This window comes from Gracilibacillus dipsosauri (genome assembly GCF_003176895.1).
Classification (GTDB): Bacteria; Bacillota; Bacilli; order Bacillales; family Amphibacillaceae; genus Gracilibacillus; species Gracilibacillus dipsosauri.
Map to the genome: position 1 here is coordinate 1 of NZ_QGTD01000004.1, position 17,458 is coordinate 17,458.

Below are 17,458 nucleotides of genomic sequence, written 5' to 3' on the forward strand. Positions count from 1 at the left end.
ACTATTTAAACGCATAAAAATCCCCCTAAAGTAGTTTTACTTTTTTAAGTGTCTACTTTAGGGGGAGCATATCAATTAGCAACTGAAACCTTTTTTGCTATTAAAAAGCACCTGAACCTCCACCGCCACCACCTACGCCTGTTCCTCCACCAGTAACACTCCCACTGCTAATAGAGGCAGAAACGGTGGAATCCGCTTTGTCAAATTGATTGGTTAAGGTGCTTGCAATGAGGATAAACATCATCACATCATGTGATTGCATGCTGTGATCCGTAGTAGAATGTAAAGACAAGCTCTTGCTAAGTTGTTCAAATTTTTTCTGCATCGACTTGTTCCCTGTACCTATCGCGTAAATAAATGATTGCATTTGCTCATCAGTCATCCAGTCATTCCAGTCTTTTTCACTGATATTGTCGTAATTGAGGCTGATTTTTTTCGATTGCTGTCTAATCCGATGACCTCGAAGGGTTTTAGGTTGATAAATGATCGCAAAGAGCAACAACGCGAATGCTAAGATGATCGAGAAAAACATCCACATAAAAAGCGAATGAACACCTAGTATGATCGCAAAAAGCATTGTTAACAGACTGACTATACCTATTGTCCATCTTAAGCCTTTTTTCTTTTCAACTAAGTGGCTCTGTTTAACCTCTTCTTTTACTGCTTGAATCCATTTGGCAAAGTCACTGCTGTAAGTGGAATGGTTCCCTTTCACCTTTGTATAGGCAGAAAGATCGGATAAGGTAAATACCCCGTTTTCGCCTATTTTATGGAATAACCATTCGATCAATATGCTCTCATGTGGAAAATCTGTATTAGAATCTACGATAACAAATTTACTTTCACCATCTTTTTTGACATATCCTTTTCTTACCAGATCCATCAATGCAGCTGAGATGAGCTCACTACTAGGAGACATATTCCTTATATAGAGCATGGTGGCTGGTAAACTCATTTCTTGATTTGGCAAGAATTGTGATGATAAAGAGCTACGTTCTATTTCTAATAATCTACTGTTCTTTTTTCTCCATGCTACTGTTACTAGTAACAATAAATAGATAGATAAACTACAAATTATATAAGGGGAAATACGATTTAACAGCTCCTGCCTATTCTCATAGTTCTGTCTTTCTTGCTCAAGTTCGGCCTGATCAGCTAGAATATCATCTCGAATCGTTTTATCGGCTAAGAGGCTTGCAGCAGGGAACAGATTAGGATCATATGCTACTCTTATATCTCCTTTCGTCCCACTTTCTACTTCACCCATAGCAAAATGGACCACACCATCTGAAGCTATAACCGATGTAGCATATGCCTCATCATAACCCAATGCAATTACCTCTTCCGAAGCTTGAGGCGGGTGGATATAAATGTCCATGTTTTGATATGTTGATTCATTGCTAGTGTCAAAAAATGGCCAGTAAAATTGTGCCAAGTCTGTGTACACTTCCACTCCATTAGTTATCGTATAAGTGAGATCAATCAAAATCTTCTGATCGGAACCACTTCGATAGACTTTATAAACGTTCTCTTCTAATTCAACCTCTAAAGGCTTACCATTTTCAAATGCTTGAAAGCCTTCTACTTTTGTTTGTTCTTTTGGAATTATGGAGCGTGTAATGCCATTAAAATCACCTTCAAAACGATAGGTGTGCTGCTCTTGGACCTGTACATCACCATTCTCCTGTAAGTAAGCGTTAATCTCTGTGTTTGTAATGGAAAAATCCACAGCATAAACATCCTGAGGTAGTAAAAAAATAGAAAAAACAAATGCAAGTAATATTATGGTCTTTTTCATATGGTTTAAGCTCCTCTCCCTTCTCTATACGTCATGAAAATGGAAAAGGTTTCATTCAAGTAAAAGTTCAAATCAGGGTTGGATAAGATTAAGTTGCCTTTGACGAGTCTGTTGCGAATAAAGATAAAAGCAAACTGAAGGATGTTATGAAAGGTAAATAAATGTCGAGTGATGGGGGTTTCGTTGTTTGATAACTAATTCAGCCATCTATTTTCACATTGCGGACTAGTTCTATTTTTATACCCTATCTCACCTTTCGCTTTAATGTATAAATATCTTGATCATGTTCGATCAGTTTGTGTTGAATATAGTCCATTTTCTCTTCCATACTATCCATCCGTTTTGATAATGCAGTATGATTTTGGTCAACTTTCTCTGTTAATTGTTGTAATGACTTTTGATTCTCATCTACTCGCTCTGTCAGTTGATCCAATGACTTTTGATTATCATCCACTCGCTCTGTCAGTTGATCCAAGGACTTTTGGTTATCATCTACTCGCTCTGTCAGTTGATCCAAGGACTTTTGGTTATCATCTACTCGCTCTGTTAGTTGATCCAATGATTTTTGGGTCTCGTCCACTCGCTCTGTTAGTTGATCCAAGGACTTTTGGGTCTTGTCCATTTTTTCTGTTAATTGTTGATTAAAGCCACTAATTTGATCTACTTTGACTGACAATTCCCTAATGGCCTGAATAATCATCTTACCCTCACTATTTTCCATAATACTTCTTCTCCTTTCCGTAAATTTTTACATATTCGATATACCAATTATACTACATAACATGATGACAATCATGGAGTAATATTTTCAAAAAACACAGATAAAAGTGTACGATATCAAGAATTCACCAAAGGATTTTCTTTTTTTACAATGATTTTATTGAAAAACTGGGCATTTCAATGTGTCCTTACATGGTAAACTAATTTCAGGAAAAATGATATGAACTTTTTTCCCTATTCAGATCTCTTATCTAGAGAAAGGGGGCAACAACTTGACAGTCAAGCTTGTGAAGAAAGCACAAAACGGCAATAAAGAAGCACTTTTACAACTAATTCTAGCAAAACAAGACGACTATTACCGCCTTGCATGGTCCTATATGAAAAATGAACATGACGCCCTTGATGTGATGGAGGATATGATTGTAATTCTTTATGAAAAAATTCATACATTGCAAAAACGCGAATCCTTCTATAGCTGGAGTAAAACCATCCTTGTAAGGTGTTGTTATGATACTTTCCGAAAAAGAAAAAGAATGGAATTTTTAGATGATAAAGAACTAGACAAATTTGCAACATCCCATCATGCATTTGAATTAACAGACACCCAGATTGACCTAGATCATCTGCTTGCAAAGTTAACTCCACAGCAAGCAGAAGTGATTCGACTCAAGTATTTGCATGACCTGGATTTGAAAACAATTGGTTCGATAACCAATACATCCATAGGGACGGTGAAATCTAGAATTTATTATGGTTTAAAGAAATTACATCATTTATATCGAGGTGAGCAAGATGGGTAGAATGAAACAACAATTTGAGCGAGAAAAGGAGCAATTACAAAAAGTTCATGCACCAAAGGAATTGGAATCACGCTTGCGTAACAGACTCGATCATCTTCCAAATCAAAAGCAACGACGTTCAGGTAAAGTTTGGCGAAGGCTTGCAGCACTTATTATTATAAGTATTCTTATCGGCTATAATTACCAAAGCCTTGCCTATTACGGTAAAAAAATCATTGGCTATGATCATGTTATTTCCAATACATTACAGCAACTAAATGATTCAGGCATGGGGCAGACCATTAATAAAAGTATTACTTTTGAAGATGGTACTACTTTTACCATAGATGGTATTATCGTTGATGAGAATCAATTAATTATGTTCTACACATTAGAAAGTCCCGGCTCTATCGTAAAAAATACCGAATATGATCACCAGCCAATCAATATCACAGGATTTTTGACAAACGCATCCCATGAAAGTGGTATGGGGGAAGTCAGTGAAGATGAAAAGGTAATAAGAGGGACACATAGCTTTGAGACTCCTAACGGCTTTGCGAAGGAATTAACCGTACATTTTCACGAAACAACCGAAACACTCACTTTCTCTTATAATCCAGAAAAAGCAATGGGACACACGATTAAGCAAACCATTAATGAGAAAGTTATCCTAAATGAGGCACTGTTAACTTTTCAAACAATAGAAGCTTCCCCAACTTCTACGATCATTAAAGGAAAAGGTGATAAGGAGCTGATAGAAAGCTTAAATTTTGAACAAATGGAATTGATCGTAAACGGAGAAAAAATAAATTTGTTAAGCAATGGTTACAGTACCAATATAACAGGAACGACATTTGAAATAACGTATGATGCAATACCAACAGATAGTAATCCATTAGAGGTCACCTTGCATCTACCTAATGATCAGGTATTAAAGATCTATAGAGACTAGGGTGCAGGGGGATCCCGGCCCCTCTGGCATCCTTCACTACTTTTTTTCTACATTCTGTGCTATTCTATTAGCGACGACTTTGTACGGTCAAGTTGAATATTCTACAAGCATTGTATGAAAAAGGAGCTTTACAAAATGACAAAACAACGCAATTGGGCAGGTAATTACACCTATCACGCAAGCAATTGGCATATACCTGAAAGTGTCGAAGAAATACAACGGTTAGTAAAAAAATGTAACCGATTAAAAGTAGTAGGGTCTCGTCACTCGTTTAATCATATTGCGGATTCTAACGAGCATATCGTTTCACTTGAACAATTAAATAGGGTGATAGATTTTGATAAAGAGAAGCAAAAAATAACCGTCGAAGCAGGAATGAAGTATAGTGATGTCTGTCAATATCTTGGTGAAACTGGGCTGGCATTACATAACCTTGCTTCATTGCCTCACATTTCCGTGGCGGGGGCTTGTGCCACAGCAACCCATGGATCTGGTGATAAAAATGGAAATCTCGCTACAATTGTATCTGGTATTGAATTCGTTAATGGAAATGGAGAAATCATTACGTTAACACGAGAAGAGCATGAAGAGGAGATGAGAGGCTTGTCCGTAAGTCTTGGTGCATTTGGTATTATTACAAAGCTTACACTTGATTTAATACCAGATTTTCAAGTGAGACAAGTGGTCTATCAAAATCTATCCTTTCACGAATTTTATCAATATTATGATGAAATTTATGCTAGCGCCTACAGTGTTAGTTTATTTACTGACTGGCAGGAGGAACGATTTAACCAAGTCTGGCTTAAACAGACAATCACTGAACAAGATGCTGTCGAGTTAAATACAGATTTCTATGGCGCAGAGCTCGCCAACGTGAATCTCCATCCAATCTCTGGTCATGGGGCTGAGCATTGTACCGAGCAATTAGGTGTTCTAGGACCATGGCACGACCGTTTAGCACATTTCAAAATGAACTTTACTCCAAGTAGTGGTAAAGAACTACAAAGTGAGTATATATTATCACGTCATCATATAAGTGATGCAATGAAAAAACTGAATGGACTGCGTGATGAAATTGCCCCATTATTATTAGTTTCAGAGCTTCGAAGTATTAAAGCTGACGACCTTTGGATGAGTATGAACTATAAGCAGGACTCGATTGGGATCCATTTTACATGGAAGGATCTTTGGAATGAAGTGAAGCTAGTACTACCGAAAATAGAAGCAGTACTCGAACCATTCCAACCAAGACCACATTGGGGGAAGCTGTTCACAATGGACCCAACAAAGCTGCAAACACGTTATAAACAACTGCCAGCATTTAGACAGCTAGTTAGGAAGTATGATCCAGACGGAAAGTTTCGCAATGAATTTTTAAAGCAATACATTTTTGAAAAATAGGTGTTTAATTTTGTTGAAAATAGTATAAAAATACCGATTACTTCACTCCATTGAAGGACACATCAATGGAATGAAGTATTTTTATTATGAGTCTAACCATGAAATAACCCAAATTTCTGCGTCATTCTCTACTAAGTATCGATTAAAAATTGAAGATCTGGATGTCTGTAAACTAATTCAAATGCTTCATTATCTATTAAATTATGATACAAATCCTCTGGAGAAAACCATAAGTCATCATTTTCAAATGTGTATCCTGCCCCATAATGATAGCAAAGCCAGATCAGCTTAGAACAATAAGTAAATTCCCATAAATCATCTAGATTTTGAGATAATTGAAAAGAAAAAATCGGTTTTTTAATCCCTTGATCTAAATTTTCCTGGTATTTTTCGTAATATTGAAGAGCAAATTCGGTCACCTTCTCCCCGACCTCTTTATTTTTAGGACGAAACTGTGCGTGAATTGGGTGTTTCCGTAAAAAGTCTTTTATCGGATCTTTCGTGATAGCTGGATGTCCTCCTACTGCTTCTACGACCTCTTTTTCATTCACTACGAGAGCACTATGCCCCATATATCCTGATAACTCCTTCTTGACATTATCGCTTGCTACTAATATATCTCCAGGTCGAAAATCGCGATCTCGATCAAGCTCCCTATCATCTGATAGAAAGTAATCCTCTCTGACGATCAGATCATTATAATAGCCAAGTATCGTTATCGACTTGACATAATCCTCCACTTCAAATGAGATGATGCGATTTTGATCTGTAGCCATTAGAAACTGACGGTCCTTATATATTTTAAAGCAAGTAGGATACATTGCCTCTACGTAAACTTGGTTACCTTTTTTCAATACATTCATAAAACGATTCACCGAAAACACCTCCACCATATTCTATGCAAGGAGGATATTTCGGTAACAGAACATAAAAGAAAAGCATATGGCTCACATAAGAGTCACATGCTTTCCCTGTTAAAATACGATGGTTTTGTTTCCATATACAATAATGCGATCATCCAAATGCCATTTGACCGCTCTCGCTAAGACGCTACGCTCTACTGATTGGCCTATTTTCTTCATTGCCTCTGCATTATCTCGATGATCTACACGACTAATATCCTGTTCGATTATTGGACCTTCATCTAAATCATTGGTTACATAATGAGAAGTCGCCCCAATTAATTTAACTCCACGATTATATGCTCTCTCATACGGTTTGGCACCGATGAAAGCAGGTAAAAAGGAATGGTGGATGTTAATAATTTGGTTTTTAAAGGTTCCAACAAAATGTGGTGTCAAAATTTGCATATATCGAGCGAGAATGATTAAGTCCACATTATATTCTCTCAGTAGCTCAATTTGTTTTTGCTCGACTTGCTCACGGATATCTTTGTTTGCTGGAATATAGTAATACGGTATGCCTAAAGATTCTACAATTTCTCTAGATGTCTCGTGATTACTGATGACTAGTCCAATATCCGCTATCATATCACCACTTTGCCATTCCCATAAAAGCTCTAATAAGCAATGGGGCTCTTTGGAAACAAAAATAGCTACCTTCTTTAATTGATCTACATATTTAAAGGTTGCTTCCATGTCGAATTGCTTTCTAATTGCTTGAAACTCTTCTTCCAAATTTTTTATTTGGCTTTTCAGCTCCGGTATTTCAAACTCGATCCGCATAAAGAATTCACCACGGTCCGGGTCTGTCGAATATTGATTGGACTCAATAATATTAGCATTGTGCTCATAAAGAAATTGTGAAACTGCCGCCACAATACCTGGCTGATCAGGACAATTAATTAACAGTCTTGCACGATTTTTGTGTTCCTGACGAAAAGTGTCTATTTTTTCTTTCATATATGTCTTCATTAATGATCCCTCTTTACTCCATTCATTCTTTATTTATTACTATTCTACCGCATTTGCTCTTAGAATTCTGAATTATTTTATCATAATAAAGAAAACTCGGCAATTGCCGAGCCGTTATCCTTCATGCAATTCATCCATTCTGTTACACCTAGAACGCTATCACTTAAGTTTATGCTGCTACGATAGCGTTCCTTTTCAATGCCATATTATATAAACAGCTGCTTCATAATTGCTAAAAATTGATCCACTTCTTCTCTCGTTGTCGTTAATGGAGGTAAAATACGTAAAACATTCGGTCCTGCTACAATGACTAGTAATTGATAATCTTCCCGAGCTTTATTGACATAATCAATTGCTGGTTTGTCTAGTTCTAGTCCAATTAGTAATCCCATACCACGTAATTGTTTGATTGTATTGGATTTAGCTGCGATTTTCTCTAACCCTGTCCAAATATCATGAGCCATTTCGTTCGCCTCATTCAAAACGTTTGTAGTCGTTAGCTCCGTCACTGTTGCAACTCCCGCCGTTGTAGCAATCGGATTTCCTCCAAATGTACTACCATGAGTTCCAGGACTGAAGGCCTTCGCCACATGCTCCTTGGCAATAATTGCCCCAATTGGAATACCTGATCCAAGCCCTTTTGCTAAGCTAATCACATCTGGTTCGATTTCATACTGTTCATATGCAAAAAGAGTACCCGTTCGTCCCATTCCTGTTTGAATTTCATCTACCATAAGTAGAATTTGTTGATCATAGCATACCTTTGCCAATTGCTTCAACCATTCTTTATCGGCAGGTAAAACTCCACCCTCTCCCTGAACTAATTCTATGAGAACAGCATCTGGGTTCATCGATGTTAACTGCTCCAGTGCATCCCAATCATTAAAAGGCAGGAAAGAAAAGCCTGGTGTTAAAGGAGTAAAGCCTTGATGTATTTTCTCCTGACCTGTTGCAGATAACGTGGCCATCGTTCGTCCATGGAAGGAATTTTTAAATGTCACAATCTGTGGTATCTCTTTAAGAAATTGATCCTTTGCATATTTTTTAGCAATTTTTAATGCTGCTTCATTTGCCTCTGCACCACTATTACAAAAAAATACTTGATCTCCACAACTATTTGCGACAAGCAATTGTGCGAGCTTGTCTTGTGACGGAATATGGTATAAATTAGAACAGTGCCAAAGGTGTCCTAATTGCTCTTGAACAGCCTTTTCTACTACATCAGGAACGTGTCCTAAGTTACATGTCGCTATACCTGATGAATAATCTAAATATTTTTTCCCTTCCTTATCCCATACATAGCTCCCCTTCCCTTTCACTAATGTGATTGGAAAACGGCCGTATGTACTCATAACTGGGTTCAATTCTACCTTCTCAGACATGACTCTTTCCCTCCTTATTTAATAGAATTCTAGTACCAATTTCTTTTCCTTGCATAAACTGCCATAATCCATCTGGTTCTATCCCATCTATAATAGAGACTTCCAAGACATGTTGATGTAAGGCCTTAATCGCTGACTGTACTTTTGGAATCATGCCACCTGCTATGACCCCTAAGTCTATGAGTTGATTGGCTTTTACTTGATCCAATTGATGAAAAATATGCTTTTGTCCATTTTTTTCTTCGTAGATTCCTGGAATATCACTTATATAACAAAGCTTTGCACCTAAGCTCTGGGCAACCGCAGATGCAGCCATATCGGCATTAATATTAAAACGCTCACCTGACTCATCGATTCCAATCGGAGAAATAATTGGTATAAATCCTTTTTCTACTAAATCCTTGATGATCATGGTATTCACATTCGTAACCTCACCAACAAAGCCCATATCCTCCTTATTGTCTACCGGCTTTGCTGTTAACAGTCCTCCATCGATACCACTGATGCCAAATGCCTTGCCCTCTGCTTCTACTAGCTTTCTAACAATCTGTTTGTTGATAGAACCACTCAGCGCCATTTCTACTACATCAAGCACCTCTTGCGTTGTCACCCTTAAACCATTGACAAATGTAGTAGGGACACCTGTTTGTTTTAGTAGCTTAGAGATAAGTGGTCCTCCACCGTGAACAATGATTGGCTGCCATTCGCCTTGCTTTTGTAAATCGACAACATTTTGATAAAAAGAATGAGGCAGCTTTTCTAATACACTGCCACCACATTTAATCACGACGTATTTTTTATTCACGTTTTCTTTCCTCCTTATGTTCGATAAGAAGCATTAATTCTGACATATTCATAGGACAAATCACAGCCCCAAGCAGTTGCTTTACCGTTTCCGTCTCCTAGTTTTGCTAGGATTTTCACCTCATCCTTTAGCAAATAATTTTTGGCCTCTTCTTCATCAAACCGGTGGGGAATACCGTTTTCTACAACTAGGATATCTCCTAAATAAATGCTTACCTTATCAGGATTTAATGACTGACCACTATAGCCTATAGCCGTAATAATTCTCCCCCAATTAGCATCAGCACCGTGTAGAGCGGTTTTTACAAGATTAGAAGAAATAATCGATTTTGCAATAGCCTGAGCAGATTCATCTGAGAAGGAGCCATCCACGTTTACCTCGACTAACTTACTCGCACCTTCCCCATCTCTCGCAATTTCTTTTGCTAAATACTCACAAACAAACTTTAATCCGGAGTAAAAAGTCTCCCAATCTGAATGGGCGTTTGTTAATGGCTGATTACCTGCTTTGCCATTGGCTAAAACTAAAACCATATCATTCGTGCTTGTATCTCCATCTACTGTGATCATATTAAACGATTGATTAGTAATCTTTTTTAGTGTAGTCGATAATTGCTCTGACGAAATGTTTGCATCCGTTGTTACAAAACCTAGCATTGTCGCCATATTTGGATGTATCATACCAGAACCCTTTGCCGCACCACCGATAACTACTTTCTCTCCATCTATTTCTAATTCGATGGCGATTCCTTTTTCATGTGTATCCGTTGTTAGAATAGCTGTTTCGAATTTTTCCGCACCTTGATGTTCGGCTGTATGAATTTGACTAATACCCGTTTGAATTTTCTCCATTGGCAAAAGCTCTCCGATTAAGCCTGTAGAAGCGACGGCTGCTAAATGTTCTTCCACACCAACTGTTTCAGCGAAAAGCTTCCGCATATCATAGGCATCCGTTAGACCTTGTTCACCTGTACAAGCATTGGCAATTCCAGAATTCACGACAACTGCTTGTAGCTTATTTTCTTTTGCAATACTTTCTTGTGTTACTTTAAGCGGTGCTGCCTGGAATACATTGGTCGTATATACACCAGCTGCTTGGGCTGGTACATCAGAATAAAACCATCCAAAATCGATCTTTTGTTTCCGTATACCACAGTGCAAACCGCCTGCATGAAATCCTTTAGCTGTGGCTATATTTCCATTTTCTAATACCTTAAAATTCTCCTGTTGTACGTTATACATTCGTTCTCCACTCCTTATGGATAAATCGGCAACTGAGTTAATCCAGTCGTTTCTTCCCATCCGTTCATTATGTTCATATTTTGAATTGCTTGGCCTGATGCACCTTTGACTAAATTATCGATCACAGATACAATAATAAGCTTGCCTGTCCTTTGATCAGCATATAATCCTATATCACAATAATTGCTACCATAAACTTCTTTCGTTTGTGGAAAAACTCCCTCTTTCCTTATCCGAACAAAAGGATGATACTTGTAAAAATCTTCATATAATGCAATCAATTGATTAGTCGATTGTTTTTCCTTTAAATCAACATACATTGTACTCATGATTCCTCGAGTCATCGGGACAATATGAGGAGTAAAGGTGATTTGAATTTCCTCTTCGGCCGCTTTTGATAATACTTGTTCAATCTCGGGAATATGTTTGTGATTACCAATCTTATAGGCTTTGAAATTTTCATTCATTTCTGAAAAATGAGTATTCAATGATAAGCTTCTACCTGCTCCTGAAACGCCTGTTTTGGCATCAATTATTATATTTTTCCGTTCGACCATATCATTTGCTAAAACCGGTATTAAACCTAACGTCGTAGCAGTAGGATAACAGCCAGGATTAGCAATTAAGCTAGCACCTTTAATGCTCTCATTGTTTATTTCACTTAGTCCATAAACTGCTTGATCTATATATTTAGCTTCTGCCATTTCCTCTCCGTAATATTGCTCGTATAATTCATGGTCTTCTAAGCGAAAGTCTCCAGATAAATCAATACATTTGATCCCTTTATCTATTAATTTAGGAATCTGGTGTTTGCTAACATTGGATGGAGTAGCAAAAAAGACTAAATCCACCTCTTTCGCTAGTTGATCTTCATCAAACGATTCCATCTCTACATTTACAAGATCAGATAAATGTGGATATACTTCAGAAAAGGAAGTCCCACTATTGGAATGCGAAATAATAGTAGTTAATGTAACATTGGGATGATTATATAAAAATCGAATTAATTCAACCGCACCATATCCTGTTCCACCAATAATTGCTACATTCACGATTGTTATCCTCCTATACAATTTTCCGTATGTGATATTTTATAATTATACTCTATTTTGTATTTTCATGCAATAATGTTTCCAAAAAAGAATAAAAAATTCGAAAGCTTTCCATAAGATACTCCTAATTAAATTCAATCATTTCGCTATCGTTTCAGCTTTTTATTCTTTATATCCGCTTTAGTAATTGTATAAATATCCATGAATATGCATAAAGAGGTGTTCTTTTGGATATTAATTGACTCCTCAATTAAACCGAATGTCTCATGACGAATAGATGACTTTTCTATGAAATAAATGACTTTCGTTATCTTTCTTAAAGTGGAAAGAAAAGATATGATGAGGATGAAATTTATCTTTCGTAATGGAGTGGTTAAAATGGAAAGGGAATCGAAACAACCTTCGTTAGAGTCAAAACGAATCGACCAAGAGTGGTTAAGGCTTATTTATTTAGCCAAAATTCAGGGAGTTTCAAAAAAGGATGTAGCCATTTTTCTGAAAACATATAGTCAATTAAAAGAAACACTGGTGAAGTCAAAAACATAAAAGCACGAACGCTTTAAGTACATAGCTGCCATTCCATAAACCTTGTTGTTGTTAATCCCTTAAAGCGTATAGGATGCTATAGGTTTTTCACTAAAATAATTGCCTCTGCACGACTCGACACTCCAAGCTTTCGATAAAGCTTACTCGTATAATTTTTGATCGTTCCTATGGAAAGAAACAAGGAATCTGAAATCTCCTTATTTGATTTACCATTTAATATTTCTTTTAGTACATCTGCTTCCGCTTTCGTTAGGTGAATATTTCTCGATTGTAGCTTTTCTCTGATTGCTGACAAGGGATCTTCGTTTCTTTCCGTTTTTTGCAATAATTGCATAAGCATGGGCTGAATAGATTGCGGGATGATTATTTGTCCACTATTGCATTGATGGATAACCTTAGCCAAATCCACTACATTCATATCCTTCAATACATAACCACTTGCTCCATTTCTTAATGCTTCTAAAATATAGGCATCATCTGAGAAAGTGGTTAGCATGAGAATTTTTATTTGTGGGTATTTTTTTTTGATGATACTCGTTGCAGTTATTCCGCCCATTATTGGCATTCGAATATCCATTAATATCACATCTGGCTGTAGTTCTTCCGCTTTATCAATAGCCTCTTTACCGTCATTGGCAATTGCTATAACCTCCAAATTATCCATTTGATTGAGGACAACGGAAAGGCCATCACATATAAGCTTTTGGTCATCTACCACCATTAACTTCACTTGATTTTCACTCATAATTCCACCCTACATTTCTCCAAAGTTTACTTGCTCCCGAGGTAACACAATGATAAGTGCAAGTCCTGTTCTTCTATTATCATAATCCATCTGAAAGCTACCGCCTATTTCCTTCACTCTCTCCTCCATTGCTGTTAAGCCAAAGCCCTTTTCCACTTTTGTCTTCTCAATACCTGAGCCATTATCCTCTAGTCGAAAATGGAGAAGATTCTCTTCTGTCTTAATAATTAAGAAAAAACGATCTGCTCCTCCATGTCTAATTCCATTATTTAAACCTTCCTGCAACGCACGATAAATAACTATTTCCTGAGCTGGTTTCATCCATTCTTCTTCAATTTGTAAATCTTGATCTATGATAACACTTGTTTGCTCCACCGTTTCGTTTAATAATGCACGGACAGCAGTTTCAAAATCAATAAAAAAATGACTTTCCTGTAAATAATGAACAGATTGACGTACTTCTTGTAGCCCTTTATCTAAATTACCTCGTATTTTTTGTAGCATTTCTTTCGCTTCTGCTTTATTCGTTTCCAATAAAGCGATTACGGCTTGTAATCCTATCAAGGATGTGGAAAAAGAATGGCCGATGGTATCATGCATTTCACGAGCAAAGCGTCTTCTTTCCGAAATAATCACGTTCTCCTCTAATTTCAAAGAAGATGCTTTAATTTTTTCATAGGCTTCTTCAAGCATTTGCTTTTGTTTTACTGACTTAGACACCATATAACTGAACAAAAAGACCACAAGGAATTCGGTAATCCTAGGTATAATAAAGCTTATTTCCTGAAAGGATGGAAACCCAAACGCTATCCATTTTCCGACGACAAAAGTGATATATCCAGTGGCAGCAAACGGAATACTTACCTTTAATGGATGGTGAAAAACAACCTCCCCTATTAAAACAAGTAAGTATACCTGTGAGATAAAAGACTGGTCGACACTTATAATGATAGAAACTATTAAAAGCTGGAAGCATAAAAATAATATGCCTTTGGTATCTTCTAAGGATAGTTTCCAAATGTAATCCCTTACTATTTGTACGAATGTGTAGAATCCAACAAGTGTATAAAGTAGTTCTAAATGATGCTGGCGATCTAGAATAAATAAAGGTATTAAGACGAGAAAAACTCCAGTAAAGAAATGAGACATATTCTTTTCAAAGGTTTGTTCCATAAGTCCTCCTTATCTAATAAAGCTCTATCTGTATGGGGCTTTTTACTTGTTAGAAGTGTTTATTTTCTGTCCATTATATGCTCGACAAAGGAAAATATATCTATGAATATATTACTAAAGTCATCCACATCCGTAAAATATAAACACTATTGTAAGATTAGAAAAACTCGCATTCGCTCGTCCTTTTAGCGAATGCGTTAGCTTTTCTTATACCTTGGACTTCAAAATTTCCGCTTCATCGCTTTACTACTTGCAAAAATTTTATACTTTCTTAACGTAAAATAAAAAACTCACCCTTAAAAAGAGTGAGCTATTGCCTTGGTGCTACAACCTCATTTTCCATCATACCAATGCCTTCAATTTCTACTCTTACTTTATCTCCTAGCTTAAGGTATGTTGGTGGGTTCATTCCCATACCGACCCCGTCTGGAGTACCTGTCAAAATAATATCTCCAGGCTCTAGTGTGATTAGTTCTGATATAAAGCTTACGATATGTGGAATATTGAAGATTTGGTGCTTCGTATTAGAGGATTGTCGCATTTCTCCGTTTACATATGACTTAATATTTAATTGATTTGGATTCGGGATGTCATCGACTGTAACGATATATGGACCTATAGGGGTGGTATGATCAAGGGATTTCCCTTGTAGCCACTGCAATGTCCGCTTCTGTAAGTCCCTAGCAGATATATCATTAGCGATTGTATATCCCGCAATGTATTCGAAAACATCTTCTTGTTTCACATTGGATGCTTTTTGTCCGATTACTACACCAAGCTCTGCTTCATAATCTAACTTTTCCGTTTGATCCGTTTTATAAATACTATCCTCAGGACCTATTAAAGCATTATTAAATTTAGCAAAGAGCACTGGGTAATCGGGAACTACCCCTTTCATCTCCGCTATATGCTCCGCATAATTAGTCCCAACACAAATAATTTTCGAAGGATTCGGTACAGGAGGCCCTATCACAACCTCTTCTTTTTTATATTGGTATTCTGGTGGTTCCTTTTGCAAGAAAGCATCGATCTTTTTTGCTTCTTCTAGTATAGCTTTTCCATTGGAATAAAATTGATCTGGATCACTCGGGAATACACCTATACTCGCTAAATTATTTTCTTTTAATTTCATTTGTGCATAGCCTTTTGATAAATCGATCACCTTATCATCACGCATGATACCGATCCTGTTTAATGAAAAATCATTTTTTAAACGATAGTTTACCAGCTTCACCTCTAACTCCTCCCATCTTTAGTATCATCTTATCATGGAATTGAAAGAAAAAGAATAAGAAGAACACCTACTTCAAAGGACAACATCATTATATGCAGCATTTTTCCACTGTATCCTCCCTTATTTTAAAAAGTATGTGAACCCTTCTTACAACTACTAAGACAAATGGGAATCAGTCATGGCAAACTATAAAATGAGACTTCTGCCATTGGCAGGTCTGACAAATAGATAGCTATTTATAGGGAGTGTTTTCATGACGATCAAAGATTTGTTTTCATTTAAAAGCGAACGAATAAAGGTTCTTCATTTTACCTGGTTTGCTTTTTTTGTCTCCTTTTTTGCATGGTTCAGTATGGCACCACTTGCTACAACGATGATGGAGAACATGGATTGGCTCACGGCAGAACACCTAGCAGCTCTCGGTATTTGTAATGTGGTGTTAACGATCCCTGCTAGAATTATCATCGGCCAATTGTTAGATAAATGGGGGCCGAGAATCGTCTTTTCAGGGTTACTTATAACGATGTCACTACCTACTATTATTTTTGCTTTTGGTGATACATGGATTCAATTAATGATTTCAAGATTGGTGCTTGGAAGTATTGGTGCAAGCTTTGTGATTGGTATTCGGATGGTTGCCGAATGGTTTCCTCCTAAGCATGTCGGATTTGCGGAAGGCATTTATGGCGGGTGGGGGAATTTTGGCTCTGCAGCTGCAGCTATTTTATTGCCATGGTTGGCGTTAACCGTTTTTGCTGGGGATAATGGCTATCGATACGCCCTTGCATTTACAGGGGTGGTTTGCTTTTTATATGGAATCCTCTATTATTTTGTCGTTCGGGATACCCCTAAGGGAAAAAAGCTGGTCAGGCCTAAGCGAACTGCTGCATTAGAGGTTAGTAGCTGGGGCGACTTAATTCAGTTAATGATATGGACCCTACCATTAGGCGGAGCAGTAGCAATTAGTGCATGGAGATTAGAAGGATTAGGGTTTATTTCGAAGCCAATATTATATGTTGTTTATACAGTTATCCTTATTGTCCTGTTTTACCAGCTCTATACCATCTTAAAAATCAATATTCCCATTCTGAAAAAAGGAGTGCCTAAGGAGGATCGCTATAAGTTCCGTAATGTAGTGGCATTAAATAGTACTTATTTTGCTAATTTTGGAGCGGAACTTGCTATTGTTTCCATGCTCCCGATGTTCTTCCAGCTAACCTTTTCTTTATCGGCGGCACAAGCTGGGCTCATCGCCTCTTCTTTCGCCTTTGTAAATTTACTTGCACGGCCATTAGGGGGTGTGTTATCGGACAGATTAGGGAGTCGTAGAAAAGTTATGCTCGTTTATATGATCGGTATTTCCATTGGCCTTCTTCTTATGGGGTTCATTAATTCGAGCTGGCCATTAGCATTTGCTGTCGCCATTACGATCATTACTTCCATGTTTATTCAAGGAGCGGAAGGAGCAACCTTTGCCGTCATTCCCCTCATAAAGAAAAGAATAACAGGGCAAATAGCTGGCATGTCAGGAGCATACGGAAATGTGGGATCGACTGTATATTTAACTTTATATACCTTTGTTAGCGCCCAGCAATTCTTTTTTCTGCTGGCAACAGGTGCTATCATTAGTTTTATCATCTGTTATTTTATGCTAGACGAGCCAAAGAACTCCTTCGCAGAAAACTATTATTTAACAGAGGAAGAGCTAGTAGAAGCTAATCAAATTGTTGCACCAGTGCGAAAATCGATGTAGAAC

16 protein-coding genes are annotated in these 17,458 nt (G+C 37.3%); 5 read left to right on the forward strand and 11 right to left on the reverse strand.

The genetic code is table 11. From position 1 onward, the window contains the following. Window positions 1–100: 100 nt before the first annotated feature. Window positions 101–1,798 carry a DUF2207 domain-containing protein gene (locus DLJ74_RS01725; RefSeq protein ID WP_109983093.1) on the reverse strand — a complete coding sequence of 566 codons (1,698 nt, stop codon included), beginning with the start codon at window positions 1,796–1,798 and terminating at the stop codon, window positions 101–103. A gap of 244 nt (window positions 1,799–2,042) precedes the next feature. Next, window positions 2,043–2,519 (reverse strand): coiled-coil domain-containing protein, encoded by a 477-nt coding sequence (locus tag DLJ74_RS01730; protein ID WP_109983094.1) that lies wholly within the window; start codon window positions 2,517–2,519, stop codon window positions 2,043–2,045. A 271-nt stretch (window positions 2,520–2,790) separates the two neighbouring features. Between DLJ74_RS01730 and DLJ74_RS01735 the strand changes: the two genes are divergently transcribed. The 3 genes from DLJ74_RS01735 to DLJ74_RS01745 all read left to right on the forward strand — a co-directional run bounded on the left by DLJ74_RS01735 (window position 2,791) and on the right by DLJ74_RS01745 (window position 5,650). Continuing rightward, complete coding sequence (locus tag DLJ74_RS01735) at window positions 2,791–3,318, forward strand: RNA polymerase sigma factor (RefSeq protein WP_054860182.1); 528 nt, start codon at window positions 2,791–2,793, stop codon at window positions 3,316–3,318. A gap of 1 nt (window position 3,319) precedes the next feature. Continuing rightward, the gene (locus tag DLJ74_RS01740; protein ID WP_219987213.1) at window positions 3,320–4,249 is read left to right on the forward strand and encodes a DUF4179 domain-containing protein; all 930 of its coding nucleotides are present in this window, start codon (window positions 3,320–3,322) and stop codon (window positions 4,247–4,249) included. A gap of 135 nt (window positions 4,250–4,384) precedes the next feature. Then, on the forward strand, window positions 4,385–5,650 hold the full coding sequence (locus DLJ74_RS01745; protein WP_109983096.1) for an FAD-binding protein: 1,266 nt from the start codon (window positions 4,385–4,387) through the stop codon (window positions 5,648–5,650). A 131-nt stretch (window positions 5,651–5,781) separates the two neighbouring features. Here DLJ74_RS01745 and DLJ74_RS01750 read toward each other — a convergent pair whose 3' ends face one another. From DLJ74_RS01750 to argC, 6 genes are all read right to left on the reverse strand, one after another. Beyond that, window positions 5,782–6,525, reverse strand: a complete 744-nt coding sequence (locus DLJ74_RS01750; RefSeq protein ID WP_109983097.1) for a C40 family peptidase — start codon at window positions 6,523–6,525, stop codon at window positions 5,782–5,784. Window positions 6,526–6,624: 99 nt separating this feature from the next. Beyond that, window positions 6,625–7,524: a formyltetrahydrofolate deformylase gene (gene purU, locus DLJ74_RS01755; RefSeq protein WP_109983098.1), complete on the reverse strand. Its 900-nt coding sequence runs from the start codon at window positions 7,522–7,524 to the stop codon at window positions 6,625–6,627. A gap of 206 nt (window positions 7,525–7,730) precedes the next feature. Beyond that, a complete protein-coding gene (locus DLJ74_RS01760; RefSeq protein WP_109983099.1) occupies window positions 7,731–8,906 on the reverse strand; it encodes an aspartate aminotransferase family protein in 1,176 nt (391 codons plus the stop codon). Next, entirely contained in the window at window positions 8,899–9,711 is an 813-nt protein-coding gene (argB, locus tag DLJ74_RS01765) for an acetylglutamate kinase (RefSeq protein ID WP_109983100.1), read from the reverse strand. Before argB ends, DLJ74_RS01760 begins: the two co-directional genes overlap by 8 nt. Window positions 9,712–9,725: 14 nt before the next feature. Next, a complete protein-coding gene (argJ, locus tag DLJ74_RS01770; protein ID WP_109983101.1) occupies window positions 9,726–10,952 on the reverse strand; it encodes a bifunctional ornithine acetyltransferase/N-acetylglutamate synthase in 1,227 nt (408 codons plus the stop codon). Window positions 10,953–10,966: 14 nt separating this feature from the next. Continuing rightward, window positions 10,967–12,004, reverse strand: a complete 1,038-nt coding sequence (gene argC, locus DLJ74_RS01775) for an N-acetyl-gamma-glutamyl-phosphate reductase (RefSeq protein ID WP_109983102.1) — start codon at window positions 12,002–12,004, stop codon at window positions 10,967–10,969. A gap of 378 nt (window positions 12,005–12,382) precedes the next feature. Here argC and DLJ74_RS20335 point away from each other — a divergent pair, with 378 nt between their 5' ends. Beyond that, entirely contained in the window at window positions 12,383–12,550 is a 168-nt protein-coding gene (locus DLJ74_RS20335; protein ID WP_181397410.1) for a hypothetical protein, read from the forward strand. A 76-nt stretch (window positions 12,551–12,626) separates the two neighbouring features. Here DLJ74_RS20335 and DLJ74_RS01780 read toward each other — a convergent pair whose 3' ends face one another. From DLJ74_RS01780 to DLJ74_RS01790, 3 genes are all read right to left on the reverse strand, one after another. Next, complete coding sequence (locus DLJ74_RS01780) at window positions 12,627–13,295, reverse strand: response regulator transcription factor (protein ID WP_109983103.1); 669 nt, start codon at window positions 13,293–13,295, stop codon at window positions 12,627–12,629. A gap of 9 nt (window positions 13,296–13,304) precedes the next feature. Beyond that, window positions 13,305–14,468 carry a sensor histidine kinase gene (locus DLJ74_RS01785; protein WP_109983104.1) on the reverse strand — a complete coding sequence of 388 codons (1,164 nt, stop codon included), beginning with the start codon at window positions 14,466–14,468 and terminating at the stop codon, window positions 13,305–13,307. 310 nt (window positions 14,469–14,778) lie between these two features. Continuing rightward, window positions 14,779–15,702, reverse strand: coding sequence for a fumarylacetoacetate hydrolase family protein (locus DLJ74_RS01790; RefSeq protein ID WP_109983105.1), 924 nt, complete (start codon window positions 15,700–15,702; stop codon window positions 14,779–14,781). Window positions 15,703–15,955: 253 nt separating this feature from the next. On the opposite strand from DLJ74_RS01790, the gene DLJ74_RS01795 reads away from it, so the two are divergent. Further along, a complete protein-coding gene (locus tag DLJ74_RS01795) occupies window positions 15,956–17,455 on the forward strand; it encodes a NarK family nitrate/nitrite MFS transporter (RefSeq protein WP_109983106.1) in 1,500 nt (499 codons plus the stop codon). Window positions 17,456–17,458 lie beyond the last annotated feature (3 nt).

Coding starts and splice junctions, on each gene's coding strand:
- DLJ74_RS01745 (WP_109983096.1), top strand. CDS start 4,385: ATGACAAAACAACGCAATTGGGCAGGTAATTACACCTATCACGCAAGC.
- DLJ74_RS01785 (WP_109983104.1), bottom strand. CDS start 14,468: ATGGAACAAACCTTTGAAAAGAATATGTCTCATTTCTTTACTGGAGTT.
- DLJ74_RS01730 (WP_109983094.1), bottom strand. CDS start 2,519: ATGGAAAATAGTGAGGGTAAGATGATTATTCAGGCCATTAGGGAATTG.
- DLJ74_RS01780 (WP_109983103.1), bottom strand. CDS start 13,295: ATGAGTGAAAATCAAGTGAAGTTAATGGTGGTAGATGACCAAAAGCTT.
- DLJ74_RS01740 (WP_219987213.1), top strand. CDS start 3,320: ATGAAACAACAATTTGAGCGAGAAAAGGAGCAATTACAAAAAGTTCAT.
- DLJ74_RS01760 (WP_109983099.1), bottom strand. CDS start 8,906: ATGTCTGAGAAGGTAGAATTGAACCCAGTTATGAGTACATACGGCCGT.
- DLJ74_RS20335 (WP_181397410.1), top strand. CDS start 12,383: ATGGAAAGGGAATCGAAACAACCTTCGTTAGAGTCAAAACGAATCGAC.
- DLJ74_RS01795 (WP_109983106.1), top strand. CDS start 15,956: ATGACGATCAAAGATTTGTTTTCATTTAAAAGCGAACGAATAAAGGTT.
- DLJ74_RS01725 (WP_109983093.1), bottom strand. CDS start 1,798: ATGAAAAAGACCATAATATTACTTGCATTTGTTTTTTCTATTTTTTTA.
- purU (WP_109983098.1), bottom strand. CDS start 7,524: ATGAAGACATATATGAAAGAAAAAATAGACACTTTTCGTCAGGAACAC.
- argJ (WP_109983101.1), bottom strand. CDS start 10,952: ATGTATAACGTACAACAGGAGAATTTTAAGGTATTAGAAAATGGAAAT.